Here is an 18576-nt window from a genome sequence, read left to right as displayed (position 1 = left end):
GATTACATGGCGCAAGTGTTAATCGTTTTAATTAATGAGCAGCAAAAATAGGAAAATAATTTAATAGTATATTACGCAGGCTTTTTGAAAACAACCACCAATCTAACGCCATGAGAAAATTCTTCCTTTGTGCCGCCGCCCTGGCAGCTATGGCTGCCTGTAACAACAGCGGCAGCAGCAAGCAAAGCAACGGTTCCGACAGCACGCTGAACAATGCCTTCAGTAAATACGAAGCACGATTTATTGATGCCCTGTGGAAAGTAAGCCCCGACTGGGCCACCAGTGTAGGGTATCACGCCTACGACAGCGTATTACTGGTACCGGATAGCACCGACGCACAAGCGCGGCTGGCTTTTGCGAAACAACAACTGGATTCCCTCCAATCGTTTGATCTCAAAGCATTGAGTGATGCTAACCAAATTGACTACCAACTGATACAGAACTACCTGCAGTCGGTACAATGGGCTATCAATGAGCAAAAAAGCAATGAATGGGACCCGTCTTCCTTTAACGTCAGTGGTACCTTTGCCTTTATCTTAAATGAAAACTATGCGCCATTGGAAACCAGGCTGCGTAGCTTTGGCAGCAGGTTACAGCACGTACCGGCTTATTATGAGGCAGCTAAAAAACAGATCAACAATCCGGTGCCGGAACTGACTTCGCTGGCCATTGATCAGAATACTGGCGGCCTGTCAGTTTTTGAAAAAGACTTTGCAGATTCACTAAAAAAAACCACTATTCCGGCAGCAGAACAAACCGCGATGATAGCCAATGCCAAAGCAGCGGCCAAAGCTATCCGCGACTATGCTGACTGGTTAAAGGCACTGAAACCAGCCAACCCACGTAGCTTCCGCCTGGGCAAAGCATTGTACGATAAAAAATTCAGCTTCGACATACAATCCTCTTTTACCGCAGCACAAATCTATGATTCCGCCGTTGCCCGTAAAGCATTTATCCATGGAGAGATGGTAAAAATCAGCCGCCAACTCTGGCCCAAATACTTTGGCCAGGCACCTATACCTGCGGATTCTCTCGAGCTGGTAGGCCGGATGATAGACACCCTTTCCGTACAACACGTAAAACCGGAAGAGTTCCAATCAGCTATTGAAAAGCAGCTCCCTACGCTCATTGCGTTTATCAAAGAAAAAGATCTCTTATACATTGATCCTTCCAAACCGTTGGTAGTGCGTAAAGAACCAGCCTACATGGCGGGTGTAGCCGGTGCCTCTATCAGTGCACCTGGCCCTTACGACAAAGGCGGCAACACCTATTACAATGTAGGCAGTCTGGAAGGATGGCCAAAAGATAAAGCAGAAAGTTTTCTGCGTGAATACAATCAGTATATCCTGCAAATACTGGATATCCATGAAGCTATTCCCGGCCACTACACGCAACTGGTATATGCCAATCAATCTCCCAGCCTGATTAAATCACTCATGAGCAATGGCGCCATGATTGAAGGATGGGCAGTGTATACTGAGCAAATGATGCTGGAAAATGGCTATGGCAATAATGCACCGGAAATGTGGCTGATGTGGTACAAATGGAATCTGCGCGCGGTATGCAATACCATCCTGGATTACAGCGTACATGTAAAAGAAATGAGTAAGGAAGCGGCGATCCATTTATTAACCAAAGAAGCTTTCCAACAAGCAGCAGAAGCAGAAGGAAAATGGAAAAGAGTGAGTGTCACCAGTGTACAGTTAACCAGCTACTTCACCGGTTATAAAGAAATTATTGATTTGCGGGAAGCCTATAAAAAGCAGCAAGGCAAGGATTACAGCCTGAAAGCATTTAATGAGAAATTCCTGAGCTATGGCAGTGCGCCGGTGAAAGATATCCGGTTGCTGATGTTGAAATAATGTTCAATCTTATCTACCTAAAAAGCATCCTTTTTTTGTAAAAGGGATGCTTTTTTACTTTATATTCGCTCTGTAAACGAGTTAACCCGTAAACCTATATCAACTATTACCTCATTCTATTTTTTTAAAAATCTCTATACATGAAATTCACTTTTTTAGCGAGTGTCAGCTTGTTGTTTGCTGCAACATCGTTTAGTCAAACCTATAGTAATAAGCTGGAAACTTCTGGGAACGTTGGTATTGGTACCACTGCGCCTACAAGCAAATTGCATATTGCCATCTCATCGCTACTGGATAGTTCGGCTATTCGGATTGGTTTTGCCGGAGATCCCGGGAAACTGGCTGTTCCAGTGGGAGGTGTTCCTGGTGGCTACAATATCGATTTTCATACCTACCGCGATAATACCCCCAATCAAATTGGTGCACGGATCAGGGCTGAGCGGATTAATCGTTATGCCCCGGACAATGCATTGATACAGGGTATGGATCTTGTTTTTTCTACCTCTACTGGTTTGCTGGCAACAGACCTAACAGAAAGAATGAGAATCAATAATATGGGAAGTGTCGGTATTGGTCTGGCGACCCCGGCCTGTAGATTACATGTCAGCGCACCTCAAGCGACAGCGCTCAGCTTCGCTAAATTCTCTCAGGAAAATATTCCTATCTCGGATGCTTGCCTGAGTATTGTAAATGCTACTAACGCCACAGGAGCCTACATACCCGCAATTGTTGGACGCGGCTATTCTGCTGGCCGACCTTTCGGCATTATGTTGAATGGTGAATCCGATGATATCGTACCTGCCTCCGGAGATGAATATGCTGCTGCAGTTGTACTGGATGGTAGAAGCAAAGGCAATACGCCACTCACTAAAAACAATGTGCTGGCCGTTAACTCATATGGACAAAATCTTCTGCTACTTAAAGCCAATGGTAGTTTAGGTATTGGTACTACAGATACCAAAGGCTATAAACTGGCGGTAAATGGCAGTGGCATATTTACCCGTATTAAAGTAAAAGACTTTGCCAACTGGCCAGACTACGTATTCCATGCGGGATATGAATTACCCAGCTTAGCGGAGCTTGAGCAATATGTGCAAACTCACCAACACCTGCCAGGTATTCCTGCTGCTGAAGAAGTGAAAAAAGATGGCGTTGACCTTGGAGAAATGAACAGCAAATTGTTACAGAAAGTAGAAGAACTCACATTGTATATTATTGAGTTGAACAAAAAAGTAGAAGCCTTACAAGTGGAGAATAAACAGCGGAGTAAATAAAATACTTTCAACAATAATTAAGAAGGGAGAAAGAAACAACTGTTTCTTCCCCCTTCTTAATTATTGCTATCAATCAGGTATCACAGCTCACGTCATCCCATGGCTGTTCTCTGTAGTTAATCAACCAATTTAAGGCGTAGTGCCTTTCGTATACAATGCCGGGATGCACCGGTGCTTCTTCTCCTTTCAAACGGGCATCTACACAGGCCCAGTTAGCACGATAATACAAATCGTTGGCATCGAGTATATCACCGGCAGTACGCAATGAAGTGGCGCCTGCAAGAAATACAGCAGGATCGCTATCCAAACCACGGAAAGGGAATTCTGCTTCTGGTACCATGTCCAGGTTGCAAAGTGTATCCATTTCTCCGAGGGAAGGCACTTTATTCAACGCCCACAGCAGCACCCAAATATCTTCACACTTCCAGGTTTCCCTTGTTTTCTGCTCTTCCTGTGGATCTGCCAGGAATGCTTTTTCAGCAGGGGTGGTTTTATCCCAGAGTTGATGTTGCTGTAAATAACTGATCACGGTGTCACCTTCGAGATAATCGAATGCCACGGCATTTACGGCGGCGAGTACGGCTACACGCTCCGCCACTTCCCTGACGGAACGAAGCGTTACCTGGCTTTCATCCGTGATCACTGGCAGGTTAGGTGTTGTTTTCACCTGCAGCTGTTTCAACTGAGCGATACTTTTTTGTTTTCTGGCAGTAGCTGCGTCAGAAGGAGCTTCCTGGTTATCGAAGTAAACGGCGTTGATATTGACGGTGAGATTGGTAGCCGTTGAATGTCCGTTTACATCAAGTAGCAAAGCACCTGTTTTATCCCAGAATCCTTGTACATCTGTATCGAAAATGAAATTCTTTTCGCAAAAGAAGAAACCATCCAGTTCCTGCGCGAGGTCCATCACCGCAGTTCTAAGGTCTCCATTAAAAGCAGGTTCCGCGAGAAAAATGATTTCCGTATTGATGGTAGCCACTTTGGCCAGTAAGAGTTCCTGTAACCTGGAATTTTCTGCGGGCAGTTGCTGTATAAAACCATGCATCCCCAACAGGTTAGTGGTCACCGGGTCATCGTTTCTTACCAGCTGATAACCGGGAATAGCACGCTGACGATATCTGATGGTAAGGGTATTTCCTTTACGCAATAGTTTTTTCCCGGAAGTAATAGTTAACTGTTCCCAGTGATGTTCCGGGCCTGTTACTTTTACCGCTTTCTCTCCAAAGTGCGCCCGCGTGCGGGTCAACACTTTCTCCATGTCTATCTCGTGTGTATAGAGGGTACAATTTTCCATGCTGTTTTTTTCGAGGGGTCAAAGGTAACTTAAAGCCAACAAATATGGTATCGGATTTGCCTGACTTTGGCGTATCAGTAGCAATCCTATTCATTATAAACCAGGAAGTGATGAAAAGAAAAACCTTGCCAGCCCTGGCTGTCTGCGCATTACTGCTGGCAGCCGGCTGTTTACCACCCCGGCCACCCAGACCGCCAAGACCACCAAGGCCTCACCGTCATAGTAGTATTATTATTTACCCTTCTTTTTACCGTCTGCACGATGTTGCAGCATATGCAGGATTTTATTCAGTTTAACAGGGTCATTTACATAAGGGGAAAGATCGAACAGTTCTACTTTTCTAAATGCCACAGGATGGCTTTCACTCTGCAGGGAAATTGAGCCTTCGCTTATTAAGCGGCCATCCTGCAACAGGCTTGGATCTGCATGAGATACAGATCCACCGCCTACCTGTGGTTTATTGTATACGATTACAGTATCGTGACCCACAATGTGTTTAATGACGGAGTCGCGCAGTACGAGTGCTTCTGCATGTACCCACACATCACCCTGGTAAGTTTTGGAAGTAGAGCTGATACAGTGGTCGGTGATGAGTTTACCATTCATGACTACGTTAGTACCCGGGGTGCAGAGATTAGACGTAGAACGCGGGTCTTTGCCATTTCCTCCCAACAACTGATCTTCCAGGGAAATGGGGAAGTCCTGGTCTTTTTTCATGCTGGCAGCCGTTTGGCCATGAAGCATGATACCGCTGTTACGATAAGCCCATCCGGGGCCGCCTTTTACCTGTTCACCGGTAAACTTGTATTCAACCACGACGAGGTAAGCGGAGAAATTTTTATTATAGAAGATGTGACCATACTGGCCATTGAAATCATCATACTGATCGTAGGACACTTTCATCATGCCGCTGTCTACGCGAAAGGTATTACCGAAATTATCGTTGAGGTCATGCCCTGTTATTTTTACATCCCATCCTGTGAGGTCTTTGCCATTGAACAGTTTGAGCCATTTGTTGGGGGCAATTTCCTTTTGCGCGGAACTGTGCAATCCGGCGAGTAACAATAACGCGGTTAGTGCTTTTTTCATATATTCTTTTGATTTGACCGGTTAAGATAGCAGATACTGCAGAGATATCCAAGCTGATTAACAGCTGGCATATATTTTCGGTGGTGGTAAAAAACGCGCACGGTTTGTAGAAGATATTACGGCGACCAAGTTTGCCGCTTTTAAACCGGCCAATGCACTGGCGCCAAACTGGGGCCGTGCTATTTTTGAAACATTACAGGCTTCTTATCAATAGCAAGTGTGTAAGAAAATACGCACCGTGCCGGATGTGCCACAGGAACGAGTGAATGAAGTGCGTATCTATCTCACTAAATATCAAACAGTTAAATACATTTACACAAAAGTGCAGGGTTTTAGCTGTGGGTTCCCCAAACTGTATATATGAATTCCTTAACTCAACAACACGATCGTTACGCAGAACAACCTAAAGCGGGCTCCTTATACGAAAGTTCGAACATCATTAATGTAACGGCTGAAGGTAGAATTGTATCTATTTTCACAGGTGCATGGCTGGTAGGCAATGCTATCAGCAAAATAGATAAAAGCCCTGTGGCCAGCCTTTTAAAGCTCTTAGGCGCCGGTTATTTATTGTACCGGGGTATTAGTGGCAATGACCTGATTAACGGGCTTATGGGCAAAAGAAAACCAGACCGGCATACTGCGTCTGTAAATATCCGTACTTCTGTCAGTATTGATAATCCAAAGGAAGAAGTGTATTATTTCTGGCGGCAATTAAGCAATCTGCCGGTGTTTATGAAGCACCTGCAATCTGTTGAAGAAACGGATCCGTTTCATTCGCACTGGATCGTAAAGGGTCCCGGAGGAATTGGTACGCTGGAATGGGATGCTGAAATAGTGAAAGAAGTACCCGGAGAAATTATTGGCTGGCGTTCCCTGCCAGGATCATCGATAGCCACAGCCGGTAGAATTACTTTTCGTGAAACCTTTAATGGTGGTACTGAAATAGATGTGATGATTACTTACCGGCCACCGGCCGGCTATGTAGGCTCCGGGCTGGCCTGGCTATTGAACCCCGCCTTCGAAAATATGATTGTAAAAGACGTAAGGCGCTTTAAGAATTATATGGAGACTGGGGAAATAGCGGGATAGCAGAAGGGCTGAAAGCATAAAGCATAAAGCAAAAAGCTATTATAGCGAGTGATGAAAGCGTAGACAATATCCGCTCTATTCACCCGCTACAATAGCTTTTTGCTTTATGCTTTATGCTTTCTGCTCTACGACAGTGCTTCCTTTTTAAACCTGTTAAAGGTTCCCTGGCTTTTATTGATCAGTTTCAATACCCGCTCACGAACATCATCCTGTAAACCGCTGATTTCATGTTCAAATACCTCTTTCAGCTCCGATAAGTCTTCTCCGTTTTTTCTTACAAGGCCATTGATTTTATGGCGCCAGTCATCTGCTTTTGTTTTGATTTTTTTGCGGGTTCTATCGCCGCTATCCGGTGCTGTCAATAACCCGATTACTAATCCGGTAGTTAACCCGGCTATGGCGCCAGCTAAAAATTTCGTGGTAGACATAGTTACTGGATTTTATGGTTTAACAAATGATTGCGGTGCGTAGTTCATTCACACTTGAAAACGAATTTTTCAAATATCAGGCCAGTACAGCCGGTAGCTGTCTTAAAGAAATGTTATTAAACCAAAGGGGAAGAAAAACCACCTGCTATTAAAGAAGTCTAAAGATAAGTTTCAATAACGTAAAACATCAGTGGAAACGCTATCCAGGACAATATCAGAGTTGACATTGTCCCGGCAGGTGGATAAGATAAGCGTATTAGATAATGGAATTTATAAAAGTCAAACGGAGCAGTAAAATAATTACATTCTCGTATTTTTCAAACTTTATTGAAAGAAATGAAATAATAAATTTTATTAAAAAGTAAATCCCCGCCGAAAGTCAATTCCAGCGGGGATTTAGCTATAGCGCAAACATATTATACAATTACTATATATTATGAAATTGCGATCATTTTATTAAAAACATCATGTGTATTTAAGGCTATATTTCGTCCAGCATGCCGGATACCAGCCGGTTGAAATCTGCCTGGAACTGTTCGTAGTGTTCGCCGGTACCGGGGCCGGAAAAACCGGTATGTACTTCCTGCACATTCCCTTTCCTATCGATAAAGATAGTGGTTGGGAAACCCTTGATACCAGTGAGTTGTGGCAGTGTCTTCTCTCCTTTGTCCGGATCACCTGGTGTTACACCTGTAATAAGCACCGGGTAGTTTACATTGAAACGTTTGAGGAAATTTTCCAGGCTTTTCTTTGACTTTTCAAAGTCTGTAGTACGTTCGTAAGCCAGGCCTATTACTTCTACTCCACGGTGTTTATTTTTTTCATGCCACTTGCTCAGGAAGCCGGTTTCGTCCATACAGTTAGGACACCAGGAACCCATGAGTGTGATGATGACTACCTTATTTTTAAACCGATCATCTTTAAGGCTCACCTTATGTCCATTCAGATCCGGGAAGGTGAAATCCAGTTGTTGCTGACCTGGTTTCATAGTGGCAATCGTTCTTTCATCCGGCAAAGTAGCCGTATCATTTTTTACAGCCGACCAGTTTTCGAGGCCATCACCAATACCAGCATAGAAGCGGCCATTGGTGATACTATCTTTTCCTACCAGGGCGGTGAACAGGTAGGCATGTGAGCCGTCGAAAGTAGAGAGACGAAGGGTATCTCCGTCAACCACCCCATCCAGGAAGCGATAATCGCCGGTAGTAGTGAGGAAAGTACCATGCACAATATTCCCTGATTGCTTAAACTCTCCGATAGCGGTGGAAGGCGTTTTATCTTTATCTTTTGCAGATACGAACTGTGTCACCCAGCGGCCGGAAACATTGGCGGTGGAGGGTGTTTTCACTGCAAAGCGTTCTGCATTTCCTGCCACTGCAGTAAAAGGAATGCTTACGTCTTTATCTGCCAGGTGCCTGATCCACTCGCCTTCGAGCTGCTTGTTGGTAATTAAACGGGCTTTGAATTCAGAATCAAAGAAGGGCATTTTAATAAACACGGAGTCGCCTTTCGTGGTGACTTCATCTACTAACAGTTTATCGGTGGCATTGATAACATAGAGCGTAGATTTACCGTTGGCATTTTTTACGTCGAAGTTGAAAACGATGTCGGCGCCATCTTTGCGGTGAAGTTTTGCCTGCCATACACCATCGGCCAGGTATTTCATGGCGTTGCCGTTATTGCAGGCAGCTAACCCAATACCTGTAAGGCAATAGATCCAAAATTTTTTCATAATACTACTTTTGTGAATAGTTCCTTTCTCCAAATAGCAGGCTACCGATACGAACCATCGTGCTTCCCTCCTGCAGGGCGATGGGATAATCAGCGCTCATGCCAATGGACAGTTCTTTAAAGTACGCTTCGTTGTTAAAATAAGTGGTTTTAACAGATCCGAATAACTGGTGGAGCTGGTGGAACTCTTTACGGACCTGTGCTTCGTTGGTGGTGTTGGTGGCCATCCCCATCATACCGGCAATACGAACAGCAGCAAATGCGGCCGGGTCTGCGGCGTATGCCTGGAGCAGTTGCTGTAACTCCTGCTCATCTAACCCAAACTTGGTTTCTTCCGCTGCAATATGTACCTGTAGCAGGCAATGGATAATCCGCTGATGTTTAGCGGCCTGTTTGTTGATTTCCTGCAATAGTTTTAAACTATCTACTGCATGGATGGTATGTACAAATGGCGCTATAAATTTCACTTTATTGGATTGCAGGTGACCAATAAAATGCCATGTTATATCTGCCGGTAAAACAGCCTGTTTTTCGACTAACTCCTGTACGTAATTTTCCCCGAAAACCCTTTGCCCTGCTTCATAAAACGCTGCAATGTCTACTACTGGTTTCGTTTTGGAAACGGCCACCAGTTGCGCATGGAAAGGTTGCAGTTCGGATATGATCTGTTGGTATGCTGCTATGTTGATTGCCATCAGCCAAAGATAAGCAGAAAGCGGAAAGCAGAAAGCAAAAAGCTATTGTAGCGAGTGATCACTGCGGATATACGCTTTAATCACTCGCTACAATAGCTTTTTGCTTTCTGCTTTCTGCTATCCTAAGATAGACCGGCTGATCACGATACGCTGTACTTCAGACGTACCTTCATATATCTGGGTAATTTTAGCATCCCGCATGAGGCGTTCTACGTGGTATTCTTTTACGTAGCCATATCCGCCGTGTACCTGTACTGCTTCTGTGGTTACCCACATCGCCGTTTCAGAAGAAAACACTTTCGCCATGGAGCTGCTGAGCGTGTAATCCAGGTGTTGGTCCTTTTCCCAGGCGGCTTTGAGGCATAACAAGCGGGAAGCTTCTATGCGGGTAGCCATATCTGCCAGTTTGAACTGGATCGCCTGGTGCTGGGATATTTCTTTACCGAATGCTTTTCTTTCCTGGGAATATTTCAGTGCCAGTTCATAAGCGCCACTGGCGATACCCAATGCCTGGGAAGCAATCCCAATACGGCCGCCCGCCAGGGTTTTCATGGCAAATTTAAACCCGAAGCCATCTTCTCCAATCCTGTTTTCCTTAGGTACTACTACATCCTGGAACATCACGCTGTGTGTATCGCTGCCGCGGATACCGAGTTTGTTTTCCTTGGCGCCGATAGTAACCCCTGGCATATTCTTTTCTACGATCAGGGCGTTAATACCTTTGCTACCTTTTTCAGGATGGGTTTGGGCCATCACCAGGTAAACGCTGGCAGAGTTACCATTGGTGATCCAGTTTTTGGTACCGTTCAGCAGGTAATGATCTCCTTTATCTTCGGCAGTAGTACGCTGAGAAGTGGCGTCAGAACCGGCTTCCGGCTCACTCAGCATAAAAGCCCCTATTATTTGACCGGAAGCCAGTGGCACCAGGTATTTTTGCTTTTGTTCTTCGGTGCCGAAGGTTTCGAGGCCCCAGCATACCAATGAATTATTTACACTCATGACCACAGAAGCGGAAGCATCTATCTTGGAAATTTCTTCCATTGCCAGTACATAAGAAATGGCGTCCAGACCTGCTCCCCCGTACTTAGGATCTACCATCATACCTAAAAAGCCCAGTTCTCCGAGTTTCTTGATTTGTTCGGCAGGAAATTTCTGGTGTTCATCTCTTTCTATTACACCTGGCAGCAGCTCGTTGATAGCGAAATCACGCGCCGCCTTTTGTATCATCAGATGCTCTTCCGTCAATTGAAAATCCATGGTTATATTTTTATAATGTAATCCTCTCAAATTATTGAGAAATCAGGACGTAAAAAAATGGGCCGGATAAAATTCAACATTGTCAACCAGAATTGGGAAAATATTGAACAAATCGCTACGATAACGCTACTGTATTGGATTTGGTTCAGTTAATATATACCAATTTTTCACCATTACAAGGTACACTGCTTTGGGCGTTCACTTAAAATCCTGTAGCTTGCCTATAATGATGTGTTTATGAAGAATATCAAAATAATAGAAGTTAAATCAGAAATCGGAGCCGGAACCCGGGGCGCCAGTTTAGGCGTAGACGCTATTAAAATAGCTGCACTGGACTTCATGAGCAACTTTTTTGTGCACTTCCCCACCGAAGCAATTGAAACGGAAAATAAGCTGTTATTTGAACCTATTGAATCGCCCTATGCCAAAAGAATCAAGGGTACCTTCAATATGTATGAGCGTATCAGCAAGAGTGTAGCAGAAACAGTAAAAGCCAACTGGTTCCCGGTATTACTTTCCGGTGACCACAGTACCGCCGGGGCTACTATTGCCGGGCTGAAAATGGCACACCCTAAAGCCAAACTGGGAGTGATCTGGATAGATGCACACGCCGACCTGCACACGCCTTACACTACTCCTTCCGGCAATATGCATGGGATGCCACTGGCTACCGCCATTGCAGAGGATAACATGGACTGCAAAGTGCATGATATTGATGAGAATACAGCGAGGATGTGGAATGCGTTGAAGAACATCGGTAAAATAGCACCGAAGGTGTTACCGGAAGACATCGTATTCATTTCCCTGCGGGATTTCGAGAAGGAAGAAGACTACCTGATCAAGCAATACGGCATGAAGGTGATTACCACCAGCGAAGTACGCCGTAAGGGACCGGAGAATATTTCCCGATCCGTATTCCGTTACCTGAGTGATTGTGAATACATTTATGTTTCCTTTGACGTGGATAGCCTGGATGCGTCTATTTCCAAAGGCACGGGTACACCGGTTAGTAATGGCTTAAGAGAAAGGGAAGCGGAAGATCTGATTGCCAAATTCATGCAGCATCGCAAAATCTGCTGCTTTGAAATCACAGAGGTAAATCCTACGCTGGATCGTGAGAACCTGATGGCAGAAATTGCCTTTAATATCCTGCAGCGGAGTGTGAACGTGCTGATGATGAACTAGCTGTTAGCTATTAGCCATTAGCTTTTAGTAGCTAAACATCATCGTTCCGGATATTCGCTTTAGTCCAACTGCTAACTGCTAACTGGCAACTAGCGGATTTTGAAATACGCCATCAGCCAGGTGGTTACTTCGCTATAACTGCGAATGCCTTTTTCCTGCTGATTGGCCTTCAGGTATTTATCATAGAGGATGGCGGAGTATTCATCCACTTTGCCGGTATAGGGTTCATAGAAGTCGATGATGGCTTTATGATCTGCTTTTACGCCGGGTACTGCCCTGTTCCAGATACTTTTTGCGAGGGTAGTATCCCGTTGCCCCAGTTGTCTTACGCTATACATAAACATATCAAAATTGGCAGCATAACGGAAATGGCTATCCGGAATGCTGGTGGCGGCCAGGTACCCAACAAAATTAGCTTCTTCTTCCGGGGCGTATCCCAGCTGATGCGCTATTTCATGACAAGTAATATAAGGCTGCAATACAGCGGGTGTGGTAGTATTTACCTGTGCTTCATTGGTGAAGGGGTTGAGATAGCCGGTAATACCGATGTAGTTGAGCCAATGGCCGTACAGCGTACGTTTAACACTGGGATGGCGGTAACGCAGGGCGGGCCAGGTTTTGGCAGCGGACTCGTAAGCGGCTATAGCTTTGGCGAAAACAGGTTGCCCGGCAGTATCTGCCTTCATAGCGTGGAGGGTATCGCCGGTATTGGCTTTATCCTGGTTCACGAGGCGAAGGAGGGTATCTGACAGTTGGTACAGTTGCTGTGTGTTGTAATGGCCGGTTACCAGGCCGGTATCGATGGTGAGGGAATTGCGCTGGTAATTATATCCCCACAGTACCAGGAAGGCGAGGTACAGTGATAATAGAAAATGTATACCCCGTAGTAGTTGTAAACCAACCTGTTCCCAACGGAGGCGAATGACTTTATAACATAGTTTTAACAAATAAAATATTCCTCCAATAATCCAGGCGGTATATATTACATCACCAATGCTAAATGGCACTATACCTGTTACTTGTCTGAACGTCATACTACTCCACTCATACCACCTATGGAAGTAGAAATCGCTGAAGCGGTTACTCCAGGCGAAAAATCCTTTTAACAACAGTATAGCCGTAAGTGTTAGTACAATACGGACAATTTTCTTTTTAATCAGGGCTTTTGTCTCCATATAATGTGGCAGAACATGATAGATGAAATTCTACAAAAACAATTAAGTGCGGCGCTTTCCGAACAATTGAAGGTAAAAGTACATATAAATGATGCAAAAACCGTTCATGGCGGCGATATTAACGAATCTTTTCGTATAGCCACCAACGAGGGATATTTCTTTGTGAAGCTGAATGATGCGAAGCTTTATCCGGATATGTTTGCGCAGGAATATGCGGGGTTACTGGAATTACAGGGAGCGAAGGCATTGCCTGTCCCGAAGCCACTGGCTTATGGTTCCGTGAATGGGCGTGCTTACCTGATGCTGGAATTTTTGACAAAGGGGCAGGCTGTGGGAGATTTCTGGGAAGATTTTGCTATATCTCTCGCAAAGCAGCATCGTATTACCAGGCCTCATTTTGGCAACCCGGGCCCTAATTACCTGGGCACGTTAAAACAATATAATACGCCTTATAGCAGCTGGTCTGTATTTTATGCGTTCAACCGGTTGCTGCCACTGATCCGGATGGCGTACGACCAGCAGATAGCAGATAAGCAAATGGTGCAGCAGGTAGAATCGTTGTGCAAGCGGTTACCGCAATTATTTCCGGCAGAAGTGCCGGCGTTGTTACACGGAGATTTATGGTCGGGGAATTTTATGGTGGGAGCCAACGGGAAGGCTTGTGTGTTTGATCCGGCGGTATATTATGGTCATAGGGAGATGGATCTGGCGATGACGCGGCTTTTCGGCGGTTTTGACACCCGTTTCTATTATGCCTACCAGGCAGCCTACCCATTGTTGCCGGGGTGGCAACAACGGATAGGCATCTGCCAGTTATATCCGTTGATGGTGCATATGATTTTATTTGGAGGGAATTATTATAACAGTATCCGGGAGATTTTAGAGTCCTACTGATTCTTCGCCGCGTGTATCAATAAACTCACGCATTTTGCCGTATTCTTCTTCTACCAGTGGATAATATTTGTTGACATCTTCCTGAATTTCGTTAAAAAGGCGGGCAATATCCGCGCTGTATAATTCCTGGTTAATGCGGAGGTGGTTTTCCAGTTCCTGCATTTTGGCGCTGATCCAGGTGAGGCCTACCATAGCAAAGTTGGGCTTGAGTTTGTGCACCTGGAATTTCATTTTTTCCCATTCGCGTTGATCGACCATTTCACTAAGTTTGGCGATTTCCTCGCGGATGGTTCTGATAAAAATTTCAAACAGGTCAGCGGCATAGGAAATATTACTCTCATAGAGATCTGTGAGGTACTTTACATCCAAATCGTTGTTGAACTCGAATCCACTTAAGTTCTGCACTTCTTCCATTATTAGTTCTGTTTCGTCTTCGTTGAGATATTTATTAAAAATCTGTAATAGCTGATCCGGTGTGTAAGGTTTAGTGAGTATGTCTGTTATTCCTGCTGCCCGTGCCATGGTGGCTGTTCCTTCCATGGCAACTGCTGTAGTGGCAATTACGGGTGTAGCTACATTGGGTTGTTCTTCATCTGCCCTGATTTTCTGCGCCAGCTCCAATCCGTTCATACCGGGAATACGGATATCCATGAGGATAAGGTCGTATTGCCGGGATTCCAGGAAATAGGTTGCATCAGGTCCATTGGTGGCGAGCTGATAATTAATTTTATATTTTTCCAGCAGGCTCATAATGTAGCGGAGGTTCATCGGGTTATCTTCCACTACAAATACCCTGGCAGCTTCAAAGGAGCGTTGCAGTAATTTCCTGCTTAATTTGCCGGTAGGGGTGGTCAGCAATCTGCGGCTATCCATAAAGGGGATATTGAAGCTAAAGCAAGTAGTAAATCCGGGGACGTCTTCTACACCAATGCTGCCTCCCTGGAATTCCACCAACTGTTTAGCGATCGCCAGTCCGAGACCGGTACCACCGTACATTTCACGGATATCGCCTTCTGCTTGTTTATAATTCCGGAAGATGAGTTCCAATTTATCTTTCCGGATGCCTATACCGGTATCGCATACCCGGAAGCGGATCCAGAGTTTATTATCCTGCCAGCTTTCCTGGGTAGCCTTGATCGCAATGGCACCTTCGCTGGTAAACTTCTCTGCATTTCCTAACAAATTGATTAATATTTGGTTCAATAGCACGTCATCGCCAATCAGCCAAGTATTGAGATTAGCGTCCAGTTCGGCGGTTATTTTCACGGGGCGGCGGCCCAGTTTTAGTTCAAAGGTATGCCGGAGTGATTGAATCAGTTCGCGGAGGTTGAATTCGCGCTGGTTTGTTTGTATTTCCCCGGCTTCTATACGGGAAATATCGAGAATATCACTGACAATGCCCAGCAGTATGCCGGAAGAGTGTTTAAGGATATTGACGTATTCTTTTTGTTGTGTGTCCAGGTTGGTTTCTTCCAGCAGGTGTGCCATCCCGATGATGGCATTGAGAGGTGTACGGATTTCGTGGCTCATGCTGGCGAGGAAATCTTTTTGTGCATGCCGGGCTTCTTCTGCCTGTTGGCGGGCTTCTTCCAGTTCCTGCTGTAATTTTTTCTGATCAGTGATATCCATGTGGATGCCGGCGCCGCCGGTGATCTGACCGTTGCGGTCGTAGACATTGGCGGAGCTGGCAAGGATCCAGCGGGAGGATCCATCTTTCAGCTTTATTTCCATATCGTATACGAGCGGCACATTTTCCTCGAGGCGTTTCCTGCGGAGAGCGCGGGCAAAGGCGCGGTTGCTTTCCGGCACAAATACGTCGGTGATATTGCGGCCAATCAGTTCTTCTTCCTGGTAGCCGGAGAGGCGGCAAAAGCTTTCGTATACGCGGGTAATGTTGCCTTTTACGTCTGTTTCGCACATGGCGGCGTTGAGGTTATTGAGCATTACCCGGAATTTCTCTTCATTACGCCTTATTTCTTCCTGTCCGTTGTGACGGCGGGTAACATCAATAGCCTGCCAGATAGCCCCTCTGAAGTCGTCGCCATTAAAAACGGGCAGGTAAGTGATTTCCCAGATTTGTCCGTTTAAGAAGGGCACTTCCCAGCCGAACCAGGGCTTTTTTTCCCGGCGGAGGGTCTTCATTTTTTCTTCCAGTAGCAGGGAATTGGCTACCATTGGTTTAAAGAAGCGGATGAGGGCTGTATAAGGAAGGTGGAGGGGGCTTTGGCCACCCATATATTGTGAAAAGATATCATTTACCCAAATGCAGCGGTGTTTCTCATTCGTTACCAAGATGCCGGCATTGGTACTGTTAAGCCAGGCAGTTATGGGCAGGGAAAAGATGTCCGGGGCCCCATTTAATGGCATGCCGGTACTACCAGTAGCAGTTTTTTTCTTACTGTTTCTTCCTGTGGCCTTCATCATTCCGGGTGAAATGGGGAATACGGGTTTTCAATTAAAATAGGATGAATTGTGAAAAACAGGCATAAGTTTAAGCTCAATTTATGTACCTTTGCGCCTCACGCCTGGATGCTCACACGTCAATATGGCTGATATTTTATGATATAAATATATATATAAATAAGATATCGTTAGTGAACAAATTTATGAAATTTTTGCAATTGCAAATATTTAATTACCTTTGCATCCCTCTAAAAGTGAGGATATTGATATGAAACCACTCCGCGAATTTGATATTGCCTTTGTAGGACTAAATCCAGGGGTGCATTCATTTCAGTATGCAATCGGAGATAGTTTCTTTGATAATTTTGAAGAGCCGAAGGATTTCAGCAACTGTGTGGCGACTGTAAATCTCACCCTGGACAAAAAGAGTAACTTCTTTTTGCTGAAATTTGAAATAGGCGGCAAAGTAACGGTTACATGTGACCGTTGTGGAGAGCCCTTCGAGATGCAGTTATGGGATGATTTCAACCAGATTGTAAAACTGGTTGATAACCCGGAAGAGCTGGCGAGTACCGAAGAAGATCCGGATGTATCGTACATATTAAGGACCGAAAGCCATTTAAACGTGGCGGACTATATTTACGAATTCATTCATTTGAGCATTCCAATGCAGCGTATACATCCTGACAATGCCGATGGCAAAAGCGGGTGTAATCCGAAAGTGCTTGAAATGCTGGAACAGATGAACCAGCAGGCAAAAGAAAACGATAACCCAATCTGGAAAGGATTGGATAAATTTAAGGACAATTAAAAATTAAATAAAATGCCAAATCCTAAACGCAGACATTCTCAGCAAAGATCAGCAAAGAGAAGAACGCATTATAAGGCGGTAGCGGATACTTTAAGCACAGACAGCGCAACCGGTGAAGTGCACCTGAGACACCGTGCTCATTGGGTGGAAAACAAACTGTACTACAGAGGAAAAGTAGTGTTGGAAAAACAGAGCGCTGCTAAATAATTATTTTACTATTTTTACCCGAAGCTAACAAGACAAACTTGAGTTACATGAGAATCGGGCTTGATATGATGGGTGGCGATTTCGCGCCCACAGAAGCAGTAAAAGGAGTAAAATTATATTTAGACGCTGTTGCATCTGATGTGCATCTGGTTTTGATAGGGGACGAGCAACAGTTAGCTCCTTTATTAGCAGAAGCACAGCTGGACCAATCAAAATATTCAGTTGTTCATTCATCCCAGGTAGTTGGGATGGATGAACACCCTACTAAGGCACTGAAAGAGAAGCCACAATCATCCATCTCTATCGGTTTTCATTTACTGAAAAATGAAAAAATAGATGCTTTCATCAGTGCTGGTAACACCGGCGCCATGATGGTAGGCACCTATTATTCCATTAAAGCCATAGATGGAGTGCAACGTCCTACTATATCTACTCTGGTACCCCGTGAAAACGGCTCGTACGGCCTCTTGCTTGATGTAGGTATCAATGCCGACTGCAAACCTGAAAACCTCGCGCAATTTGCTCTTCTGGGTTCTCTCTATTCAAAGCACATCCTCCAGGTAAACAATCCTAAGATCGGCTTACTGAATATCGGTGAAGAAGAAGGAAAAGGCAATCTCCTTGCGCAAGCCACTTATCCGCTGTTAAAAGAAAACAAACAAATTAATTTCATCGGCAACATTGAAGGTAGAGATATCTTCTCTGAAAAAGCAGATGTAATCGTTTGTGAAGGTTTTACCGGTAACATCGTTCTTAAGATGGCTGAATCATTCCATGAAATCGCGTTAAAACGCAATATTCATGATGACTACATCAACAAATTTGATTCTGAATCATACGGCGGTACTCCCGTTTTAGGCGTTTCCAAACCAGTGATCATTGGTCACGGTATTTCCAAAGGAACCGCATTTAAAAACATGATACAGCTGGCACAACAAATGATTGATAGCAAACTGCTGGAGAAGATTAAGGAAAGTTTTGTAGCAAAAGATGCCCAGTAATTAAGGCTAAAAAGTATTTAAAAAACCGCGCCGGCTTTGCCAGGGCGGTTTTTTTTTGAAGCAGAAAGCAGAAAGCGTAAAGCAAAAAGCTATTGAAGCGGTTGACAGAAGCGATTATTTAATTACTATGAAGTGCACCCTAAAGGTTAGACTTTTTTTAAACGTTTAAAAATTATGCGGC

General features: G+C 44.7%; 16 protein-coding genes. 8 read left to right on the top strand and 8 right to left on the bottom strand.

Features of this window, described 5'->3' with window-relative positions; genetic code table 11:
- The first annotated feature begins 110 nt into the window (after window positions 1-110).
- Together J7623_RS05850 and J7623_RS05845 are read left to right on the top strand one after the other, a co-directional pair.
- Entirely contained in the window at window positions 111-1862 is a 1752-nt protein-coding gene (locus J7623_RS05850) for a DUF885 domain-containing protein (protein WP_291918422.1), read from the top strand.
- Window positions 1863-2002: 140 nt separating this feature from the next.
- Window positions 2003-3136, top strand: coding sequence for a hypothetical protein (locus J7623_RS05845; protein ID WP_291918419.1), 1134 nt, complete (start codon window positions 2003-2005; stop codon window positions 3134-3136).
- A 73-nt stretch (window positions 3137-3209) separates the two neighbouring features.
- Here the strand turns inward: J7623_RS05845 and J7623_RS05840 are convergent, their stop codons facing one another.
- Window positions 3210-4430: a DUF4272 domain-containing protein gene (locus J7623_RS05840; protein ID WP_291918415.1), complete on the bottom strand. Its 1221-nt coding sequence runs from the start codon at window positions 4428-4430 to the stop codon at window positions 3210-3212.
- Window positions 4431-4661: 231 nt separating this feature from the next.
- On the bottom strand, window positions 4662-5519 hold the full coding sequence (locus J7623_RS05835; protein WP_291918412.1) for a DUF1080 domain-containing protein: 858 nt from the start codon (window positions 5517-5519) through the stop codon (window positions 4662-4664).
- A gap of 360 nt (window positions 5520-5879) precedes the next feature.
- On the opposite strand from J7623_RS05835, the gene J7623_RS05830 reads away from it, so the two are divergent.
- A complete protein-coding gene (locus tag J7623_RS05830; protein ID WP_291918409.1) occupies window positions 5880-6608 on the top strand; it encodes an SRPBCC family protein in 729 nt (242 codons plus the stop codon).
- Between the two features lie 125 nt (window positions 6609-6733).
- On the opposite strand, the gene J7623_RS05825 is transcribed toward J7623_RS05830, so the two are convergent.
- The 4 genes from J7623_RS05825 to J7623_RS05810 all read right to left on the bottom strand — a co-directional run bounded on the left by J7623_RS05825 (window position 6734) and on the right by J7623_RS05810 (window position 10719).
- A complete protein-coding gene (locus tag J7623_RS05825) occupies window positions 6734-7036 on the bottom strand; it encodes a YtxH domain-containing protein (RefSeq protein WP_291918406.1) in 303 nt (100 codons plus the stop codon).
- Between the two features lie 481 nt (window positions 7037-7517).
- Window positions 7518-8768, bottom strand: coding sequence for a TlpA disulfide reductase family protein (locus tag J7623_RS05820; RefSeq protein WP_291918403.1), 1251 nt, complete (start codon window positions 8766-8768; stop codon window positions 7518-7520).
- Window positions 8769-8772: 4 nt separating this feature from the next.
- Window positions 8773-9462, bottom strand: a complete 690-nt coding sequence (locus J7623_RS05815) for a YggS family pyridoxal phosphate-dependent enzyme (RefSeq protein ID WP_291918401.1) — start codon at window positions 9460-9462, stop codon at window positions 8773-8775.
- Between the two features lie 117 nt (window positions 9463-9579).
- A complete protein-coding gene (locus J7623_RS05810; protein ID WP_291918398.1) occupies window positions 9580-10719 on the bottom strand; it encodes an acyl-CoA dehydrogenase in 1140 nt (379 codons plus the stop codon).
- A gap of 237 nt (window positions 10720-10956) precedes the next feature.
- On the opposite strand from J7623_RS05810, the gene J7623_RS05805 reads away from it, so the two are divergent.
- Window positions 10957-11904 carry an arginase gene (locus tag J7623_RS05805; RefSeq protein WP_291918394.1) on the top strand — a complete coding sequence of 316 codons (948 nt, stop codon included), beginning with the start codon at window positions 10957-10959 and terminating at the stop codon, window positions 11902-11904.
- An 89-nt stretch (window positions 11905-11993) separates the two neighbouring features.
- On the opposite strand, the gene J7623_RS05800 is transcribed toward J7623_RS05805, so the two are convergent.
- Window positions 11994-13079 (bottom strand): DUF3810 domain-containing protein, encoded by a 1086-nt coding sequence (locus tag J7623_RS05800; protein ID WP_291918392.1) that lies wholly within the window; start codon window positions 13077-13079, stop codon window positions 11994-11996.
- A 15-nt stretch (window positions 13080-13094) separates the two neighbouring features.
- Here J7623_RS05800 and J7623_RS05795 point away from each other — a divergent pair, with 15 nt between their 5' ends.
- A complete protein-coding gene (locus J7623_RS05795) occupies window positions 13095-13973 on the top strand; it encodes a fructosamine kinase family protein (protein ID WP_291918389.1) in 879 nt (292 codons plus the stop codon).
- Here the strand turns inward: J7623_RS05795 and J7623_RS05790 are convergent.
- Window positions 13959-16397 (bottom strand): PAS domain S-box protein, encoded by a 2439-nt coding sequence (locus tag J7623_RS05790; protein ID WP_291918386.1) that lies wholly within the window; start codon window positions 16395-16397, stop codon window positions 13959-13961. The two genes, J7623_RS05795 and J7623_RS05790, sit on opposite strands and share 15 nt — an antisense overlap.
- Window positions 16398-16644: 247 nt before the next feature.
- Between J7623_RS05790 and J7623_RS05785 the strand changes: the two genes are divergently transcribed.
- Genes J7623_RS05785 through plsX form a run of 3 tightly spaced genes read left to right on the top strand, consistent with a single transcriptional unit; the run spans window position 16645 to window position 18395 of the window.
- Window positions 16645-17187, top strand: coding sequence for a DUF177 domain-containing protein (locus J7623_RS05785; protein ID WP_291918383.1), 543 nt, complete (start codon window positions 16645-16647; stop codon window positions 17185-17187).
- A gap of 12 nt (window positions 17188-17199) precedes the next feature.
- A complete protein-coding gene (gene rpmF / locus J7623_RS05780) occupies window positions 17200-17394 on the top strand; it encodes a 50S ribosomal protein L32 (RefSeq protein WP_079473289.1) in 195 nt (64 codons plus the stop codon).
- Between the two features lie 47 nt (window positions 17395-17441).
- Window positions 17442-18395 carry a phosphate acyltransferase PlsX gene (gene plsX, locus J7623_RS05775; RefSeq protein WP_291918368.1) on the top strand — a complete coding sequence of 318 codons (954 nt, stop codon included), beginning with the start codon at window positions 17442-17444 and terminating at the stop codon, window positions 18393-18395.
- Window positions 18396-18576: the final 181 nt, after the last annotated feature.

Source organism: Chitinophaga sp. (assembly GCF_017745275.1).
GTDB lineage: Bacteria > Bacteroidota > Bacteroidia > Chitinophagales > Chitinophagaceae > Chitinophaga.
Note: the sequence above shows the minus strand (reverse complement) of the source record. Positions and strands in the feature narration are given on the sequence as shown.